Consider the following 8,025-nt stretch of genomic DNA (forward strand, 5'->3'; position numbering starts at 1 on the left):
CCCTGCCGATGGAGCTCAAACCCTACCAACAGGAGGTCATCACCGACCTCGCCCGCTTCCTCGACTGCGTGCAGGCCACCAAGCGCCTCCCTGATGCCTTCCACGACTTCTGGGCCACGCACCCGCGCACGCCCGTCAAGCCGTTTCCGGGCACGGCCATTGAGCCCTACAAAAACACCGTGCCCGGCGTGCCGCACGTCACCATCAAGGTGCCCACGGCCGGCGGCAAAACCTTCCTGGCCGCCAACGCCCTGCGCACCATCTTCGGGGCGTTTCCGCCCGACCGTCCCAGGGCTGTGGTGTGGCTGGTGCCCTCGGTCACCATTCTGGAACAGACGCTGCGCAACCTGAAAGACCCGGGCCACCCCTACCGGCAGAAAATCAATACCCACTTCGCCGGCCGGGTGGAGGTGTACGACAAAGCGGCCTTGCTGCAGGGCAGCGGCTTCTCGGCCAGCTCCGTGCAGGAGCAGCTGAGCCTGGTGGTGCTCAGCTTCGACTCGCTGCGGGCGCGCAACAAGGAAGACCGCAAGGTGTACCAGGAAAACGGCAACCTGCAGTCCTTTGGCTCGCTGCTGGGCGATGAGGAAGATATTACGCTGATGCGGGTGATTCAGGCCCTGAACCCGGTGGTGGTGGTTGATGAAAGCCACAACGCCGAGAGCGAGCTGAGCGTGGACATGCTCAAGAACCTCAACCCCGCCTTCATCCTCGACCTGACGGCCACCCCGCGCAAAAACAGCAACATCATCAGCTTCGTGGACGCGCTGGCGCTCAAAAAGGAGCACATGGTGAAGCTGCCCGTCATCGTCTACAACCACAACGACCGCACGGAAGTCATCAACTCGGCCCTGCAGCTGCAGCGCAACCTGGAGCTGCAGGCCAAGCAGGAGCAGAAAGCCGGCGGGCGCTACATCCGGCCCATCGTGCTGTTTCAGGCCCAGCCCAAAACGGCCGACGACAACACCACTTTCGAGCAGCTGAAAAAGAAGCTCCTCGACCTGAAAATCCCCGAAAGCCACATCCGCATCAAGACGGCCAGCCTCAACGAGCTCAAGAACGAGGACCTGGCTTCGCCCAAATGCGAGGTGCGCTACATCATCACGGTGAATGCCCTGAAAGAAGGCTGGGACGCGCCGTTTGCCTACATCCTGGCCTCCCTGGCCGATAAGTCGTCGGCCGTGGACGTGGAGCAGATTCTGGGCCGGGTGCTGCGCCAGCCCTACGTGGCCCCGCACCAGGCGCCCATGCTCAACATGAGCTACGTGCTGACGGCCTCCAGCAAGTTTCTGGAAACGCTCGACAAGATTGTAGTGGGCCTGAACAAAGCCGGTTTTAGTGCCCGCGACTACAAGGTGGCTGACCCGGCCGCGCTGGCTCCCAAACCCGACCCGCTGGTCGCCTTCGTGCAGGCCCCGCTGAACTTCGACGCGCCGCCAGCTCCCTCCGCGGCCGACGACCTGGCCGACATCGACGTGCGTCGCATCACGCCACTGGCACCGACTACCGACGAAGCCGCCGCGCCCGTAGCAGTAGCCGACCCGGTGGCCAGCCTGCCGGCCGCTACGGGCTCGGTGCAGGCCATTGCCGAAGCCGCCCTGGCCCAGCAAGCCGAGTTTGAGCAAACCGTGGCCGCCAGCACCGCCGGCGGAGCCGCGCCTTTACCCACTGCGCTCCAATCCCTCGTGAAAACCTATCCCATCAAGGACATCTTCCGCGAGCAGGCCGCTGCCCTGGTGTTGCCGCAATTCTTCTGGAAAAAGCCCGCTGCCACGCTCTTCGACAGCGGCGAAGGCAGCCAGGCTGTGCTGCTGGAAAAGGAGTACCTGCTCGAAGGCTTCCCGTTGGGCAAGGCCGACACCAACATCAAATTCGACGGCGTGTCGGCCGAGCTCTACCGCGTGGACCTCGATGAAACGAAGAAAGAAGCCACGCCCACCTTCATGCGCATCGATGGCGACGCCAAGGAGCGCATCATGGCCTACATTCTGGACCCCAGCCGCAAAGACAGCCGGGTAAAAAATTTTACGCGCCGCATCCTCGACCTCATCGGCAACCTCTACCCCATTGCCGACAAGGAGATTGAGCGCTACGTGAAGCGCATTCTGGAAGACTTCACCGACGAGCAGTTCACCGACTTCGCCAACCACGAATACACCTACACGCAGAAAATCAAGGACAAAATCCGGCAGCTTTCAGAAGACTACGCCTACAAGAAGTTTCGCGACTTCCTCGACCAGGACAAGACTTTTATCCAACCGGCCTACACTTTCCCACTGCAGATTTCGCCGGGCGATACCAGCAAGGACATTACCAAGTCGCTCTACGAGCAGGAAGGCCGCATCAACGGCTTCGAGGAGAAGGTCATCAACGAAATTGCCAACCTGCCCAACATTGCCTTTTGGACCCGTAACCTCGAACGCGGTAAGGGCTTCCGCATCAACGGCTTTTTAAACCACTACCCCGACTTCATCATTCAGACCAAAAGCGGCAAAACACTGGTGGTCGAGACGAAGGGGGACCACCTCGATGCCGAGCAAAAGATTAAGCTGGGCGCCACGTGGGCCCAGAAAGCTGGTAATGCCTACCGCTACTTCATGGTGTACGAGCGGCGCGTCGTAGATGGGGCTTACAAGCTGGACGACTTCCTGAACGTGCTGCGGGAAATATAATGGGCTAGCCCAAGCTGGATAGCATCTGCGCTTCCAGCTCTTTGGGTGTAATGGAAGGGTTCTGATTAATGATTGTCATGAACGAGCCAAAACCCTGTCTCAAGATAAGGGGAGCCACTTGCTCCATTACTCCCTGCACTTCTGCCCCACCCATCATCTGTTTGAATGCTTCATAATCCGGCCTGACATTTTCTGGCATCATCGAAGTGACAATGGAGTAGTACTCCCGGTTGTATTCGTCGATTAGCTCCTCTGTGGCCTGAGGTGCCTTTTTGTCGAGCTCAACTTGAACGTCTCGGGCAGTCTTTTTGGAGATGAGCTGAGCGACGTGCACCACCCCTTTCTCAAACTCTTTGCTAATTTTTTCCAGCATAGCCCTGCGCATCATATTCGGCGTCTGGTCACCCTGCTTGCTTTCCCAGGAAAGCAGTGGCGCAACAAAATTGTCTTTCATAAAAGCAAACCGCCGGCCCATGCCTTCCAGCTTATGAAAGGCCAGCGGGTCGTACTGCTTCAAATTGCTTACGGACTTCTCCAGCTCTTCAAATACTTCGTCGTTCAGGGCCGCCGCTTGGTGTACCATCACCGGCAAAAGGGCCATCGGGAACAGCATCTTCTTCTCCTGGTTTGGCGGCAGGTTTGTGAGTTGGTTGAGCTTGGCGAAATAGTGCCAAATCGTCAACATATTGGCTAGAATTGCATTGAGCTCTTTGGTTCGCTGCAAGCTGATTTCGTTGGTTTTGCCCCGGAGCCCAAACCAATATGCCAAAGCAGCGCCAACAGCCGAAACGGTTAGCAGCTTGGAAATATCTACAAGGGCAGTAGCAAAAGGACTCATAAAATAGAAGCAATTGGCTAAAGCTCTTTTTGCTCAATGTAGCAGTTGGTCATCTCGCGGGCGTAGTAGTATCCCCTGGCTTTAGCCCGGCTGAAGGCAATGATACTCAGTCCTAGCATCGCCAAGCCGAGGGGCCACGAGCGGTTGACAACGATAGTCAACACGGAGCTGAGGAGCACGCTCAGAAAGATGTTGCGCGCAAAGATGTACGCCTCAAAGAATGTAGTGACCCGGGCATTTCCCTTGTAATTAACCACGCTCGACATAATGCTGAATAGCCGGCCTTTATCCTCGAACTGATGGGGATAAGCTTCTTCCAGATGACGATTCAGCGCCTCAAACTTGCCGAGTTTGAAACGGCTGTTATGCTTGGGGTCGAGCAGCCGCTCGCTGGGCTTGCCACCCATCAACCAAAACAGCGCTGGTTCTATCATGCTGGTGGCGGCGTCAATGAAATAACCAACCAGGTACATCAGAACCAGCAGCAGCACATCGGTGACGGAAGCGGGCTTGGTGATTAAGTTGTTAAACAGCAACGCCCCGTAGATGACGCCCCCGGGGAAGATTTTGGACAGGATATCGTAGACACTTACGTTCATGCGTTGGTAGCTAACTCATCAAGGGTGACAAAGTAATAGGCAGCGCTGGCAGGATGGATGCTACAGGATGGCACACCCGAGCGAGAGAAAATGACCATAATTGGCTTGGTGGTCAGGTACTGGGGTTGCAGTGCAATCATGCCCAAGCTAGTCAAGTCTGTTTGGCTCGGCTTGTTGTCTTCATTGGGGTGGCTGTGCCACTCCCCGACGTATGGCCGCCCTTCGGCAGTATGCGCATCTACAAAGCCTTGGCAAAAGGCTACATCTCGCTCAAACCGGGTCGCCGTGCGTACGGCATTCGGGCCGGGTCCTGATGCGTGTTGTATGTGGATGGTTCCGGTGTCACCCACCTGGCCCACCAGTACTCCTCCGGTTTCGATGCCGGCAGTCTGCAACGTCAGGTTGCGCATGAACGCCAGCGCAGCCGGCTCAATGGTTACCTGTACTGGACGCAACGCGTTGCAATAGGGACAGTTGGGATGAGGTGACATTGAGCGAGCCAACACCGAGAACGGCGCTGTTGCCTCCATTTTGCTGCCGGGAAGGGCTTCACTTACCCAGACCCAATGGTTGGTTGTGACTTTCACCTCGGCCTGCAAATGGTCTAGCAGCAACCGACTGGTTAAGGCCGACACCAGCTTAAGGTCAGCTGCACTGGCTGGACGAATCGGGTTGTTGCATTCGTTGCGCAGAGTCGGCAGCAATTCATCCTCGGGCACATCGATAAAATCCGCGTGCTTGTCGGCCCGGTACAGCGTCAGGCAGTTAAAGCAGGCGTCTTGGCCAGGTACTACCCGAAAGATGCGAGCTGCTTTCCCTCCCCGCAAAGCGCGGGCATAGAACACCGTTCGCCCGTGGGCCAGCGCCTGCTCATTAAGAAATGCTTCGGTGTTATCATCCGCTACCGACGAAATTCCGATGCCTTCGGCGTGAAAATAGGCGGGCAGCTCATTTTGCAGAATGTTTCTCCCGCTCGTATTCAGCTCCACAAATCGGTTGTGGTCGCGCAGAATGTCTCGTACCGCATCCACCTTGGCGCGAAGAGCATATTCGTACCCAGCCAGGTGGCGCACACTGTTATGCACGAAGAGCTTTTGATTGTCTACCAGATGGATATGACCCACTCCCGCTTTCGCTAAGGCATCCGCGATTTCGCCCCCGAGGGCACCGCAGCCTAACACGGTAACCGCTTGCTCCCGTACCACCGCATGCTCTACACGCCCCGAGTTGCGCAGATGGTACTGCTGTTCGGTAAATGGCTCGGTCTGCACGGCGTGCACGTCGTAATTCTGCAGCAGGTCCCTAACGTTCGGCGACGTGTAGAGCGGCACGTGGTCGTTACGTGTCCGGATGAGCATCAGCATCGCCCATTCCGTCTCACCACGCCGATTTGAATAGCGCAGGCCAATGTAGCAGTACTTGGCATTTACTTTAAGCTCCTCCCATAATGCCGCTTCGGCTAGCGCGATGCCGGCTTGTAAATCACCGGTTCCTAAGGCGGTCAGCAGCTCATCGGTGTTGGCATATACCTCCGGCTCTGCTTGCAGGCTCCACCAGTATCCTTTGGCCAGCTTGGGCGTTTCCAGTAGCTCTTTTGCCAAAGACTCGTTTTGCACAAGCTCTAGAGGCGTCCGCAACCCTTTAGGCATAAAGGGCAATTGCTGCTGAGCATCGTCCAGAAACAGTCCGCTGTCAGCCTGATTCACCAGGTATGCCCCTACGTACGGCAACACGTCTCGCTTTAACACGTGCGTGAGCAGCAAGGCAAGGTAGAAAATACCCTTCCCAGCGGAAACCTCATAGAATGGCTCCGTAAGAAGCACATGAATGGGCGCGCGCAATCGGTAGTGCGAGAAGAGTTCTACCTCAGTCCCCTCCGGTATCGCCGCTCCGGTCAGCAGTGCCGTCAGCCATTGCCGAACCCGGGCAATGACAGCGTTGGCGTCGAATGTTTCGGGGCCTGCTTTATCCAGGTTGTCCTGTTCCAGCAGGCACAGGTTCCCGTCATGGTTTTGATGGCGTTTGTAGTAAAATTTGGCCTTTGGCTGAAGAAACGCGGAGGCTTCGCCATAGCTCATGGCGGCCAAGCTCTTTGCTTCATCCTCGCTGAGAACATCGTTGAGCATGTACACCCACGGTAAGGCGTAGGGCGTAGCATCGGCGTAGACAATGGCTACTGGGAAATACTGCGTACCATTTAAGCGCACAATAATTTCCCCCGCGGATACGAACAGCGCCCCCACCTGCTGGCTTCGTTCACGGTAACTACTGTTGTTGGCGAGTTGAGAAGATTCCCGCAGAAGAATCTGAACGTGCCGCTCGAACCACTTGCTCATTACTGCTGCCCCATGGGTTTGCTATCCAGCCGGCTGCTGGTACGGGACCCGATAACGGCAGCGCTTTTACTGCCTTTTCCGTCATCCCCATCCTTGTCGTTATCGTAGCCATATGCCTTGACCAGCTCCACATCCGGCGTAACCATGAGGTCCCCATTGGGATGAATGTCTACAATAATGGATTCCCGGTTTTTACCGGAGTGCAGCACATTGGCCTCGTCGGCGACGTGCTTTTTGTACAGCTTCATCGCGTCGTCGTGCGGGTGGTCGTGTTTACTCTCCTTCTGCTTCGGAGCGCTGACGATGACGTACTCCGGGGCGATGGTTTCGATGTGCGTTTCGTACACGCCCTCGTCGTCGCCGTGAAACTTAAAAAAGGTTCTGGACCCGTGGTGCACCGCACTGAGCACGTTGGCTTTCACGGCGTCTTGGTGATAAGGCATGATATGCTCCTCCCAAGCTTCGCGGTCAGCATCGCCCGTAATGAGAATATGCTTGGCCGGGTTGCCGTAGGATAGCCTGATGACCGCGCAGTGCTCGTGAATGCGCCGGTCACGCTCCGCGTCTTCCCCTTCGGCAATGTCGTCGCAGAGGTACTCCGCTGGTGACAGGACTTGGTAAGTAATATCCCCGAGCGGCTTGTTCACCTCAGTTGTTCCGTCGGCTTTGCGAACCTTGTTGGTGGCGTTTGTACCAAACAACTTGTATTCGTTGTCGGGACCAATGGCTTTGATGACCCGCCGCATTTCCTGGTAGGCGCTGTCACTGTCTTTGCCGGGCACGTGGCCAGAGTGCCATACCTCTTTCACCGGCGTGGCCTTGTGAATAGCTTCGATGCCCTCGGTATGGTCCTTATGGGGGTGGGTGTTGATGAACACATCCAGTCCGTCGTCAAGCAGGTCTTTAAGCAGCTTTTCCGTGTTGATGCCACCCGCACTCCGGTCGATGTTGTTGTCGAGCAGAACATAGCGAAAACTAGTTCCTTGAGGAATAACCAGAACCGCAGCGTCCCCTTGCCCTACATAAAGAAAGACCACGCGGAACACGCCGGTGGCCGGAATAATAATTTCCTTAGCCTTGGAAGCCATGAGAAAAGCATGAGGTGAAATATGGTGAAAAGATAGCACGCAACGCAGACCTAACACTACGATTGCCATTTTTTTTAGTTGATTATTTACTAAAACTTTTAGCCGAGCGTATTATTGTGACCACGCCTACTCTATACCACCCATGCGCAACGTTGAATTAATCCCCGTCCACGCCCCCCACACGCCCTTTTTGCTCCCGCTATTCAGCTGCTCGGTGTCGGCCGGCTTTCCCTCACCGGCTTCTGATTATACCGATGAGCTGTTTGATTTGAACCGCCTGCTGCTGCGGCATCCCGACGCCACCTACTTGGTGCGGGTGAGCGGGGAGAGCATGAAAAACGCGGAGATTCACGAAGGCGACCTGCTGGCCGTGGACAAGCAGATGGAAGCCGACCACAACCACATCGTGGTGGCAGTGGTCGAGGGCGAGTGCACCGTGAAGCGCCTAGTCTGCGAGCACGGCACCTGGTGGCTCAAGCCGGAAAATCCCGA

At 56.5% G+C, this 8,025-nt stretch carries 6 protein-coding genes; 2 read left to right on the forward strand and 4 right to left on the reverse strand.

Translation table 11 applies throughout. From position 1 onward, the window contains the following. Positions 1–8: 8 nt before the first annotated feature. Complete coding sequence (locus EI291_RS18240) at positions 9–2,672, forward strand: DEAD/DEAH box helicase (RefSeq protein WP_125423396.1); 2,664 nt, start codon at positions 9–11, stop codon at positions 2,670–2,672. Between the two features lie 4 nt (positions 2,673–2,676). Here EI291_RS18240 and EI291_RS18245 read toward each other — a convergent pair whose 3' ends face one another. Genes EI291_RS18245 through EI291_RS18260 form a run of 4 tightly spaced genes read right to left on the reverse strand, consistent with a single transcriptional unit; the run spans position 2,677 to position 7,533 of the window. Next, positions 2,677–3,510, reverse strand: coding sequence for a hypothetical protein (locus tag EI291_RS18245; protein ID WP_125423399.1), 834 nt, complete (start codon positions 3,508–3,510; stop codon positions 2,677–2,679). Positions 3,511–3,527: 17 nt separating this feature from the next. Then, positions 3,528–4,109, reverse strand: coding sequence for a hypothetical protein (locus tag EI291_RS18250; RefSeq protein ID WP_125423402.1), 582 nt, complete (start codon positions 4,107–4,109; stop codon positions 3,528–3,530). Further along, positions 4,106–6,445: a ThiF family adenylyltransferase gene (locus EI291_RS18255; RefSeq protein WP_125423405.1), complete on the reverse strand. Its 2,340-nt coding sequence runs from the start codon at positions 6,443–6,445 to the stop codon at positions 4,106–4,108. Before EI291_RS18255 ends, EI291_RS18250 begins: the two co-directional genes overlap by 4 nt. Next, positions 6,445–7,533, reverse strand: a complete 1,089-nt coding sequence (locus tag EI291_RS18260; protein ID WP_205701630.1) for a ComEC/Rec2 family competence protein — start codon at positions 7,531–7,533, stop codon at positions 6,445–6,447. Before EI291_RS18260 ends, EI291_RS18255 begins: the two co-directional genes overlap by 1 nt. A gap of 142 nt (positions 7,534–7,675) precedes the next feature. Between EI291_RS18260 and EI291_RS18265 the strand changes: the two genes are divergently transcribed. Further along, a partial coding sequence (locus tag EI291_RS18265; protein WP_125423408.1) for a LexA family protein occupies positions 7,676–8,025 on the forward strand: 350 nt, incomplete at its 3' end.

This window comes from Hymenobacter rigui (assembly GCF_003944715.1).
Lineage (GTDB): Bacteria > Bacteroidota > Bacteroidia > Cytophagales > Hymenobacteraceae > Hymenobacter > Hymenobacter rigui.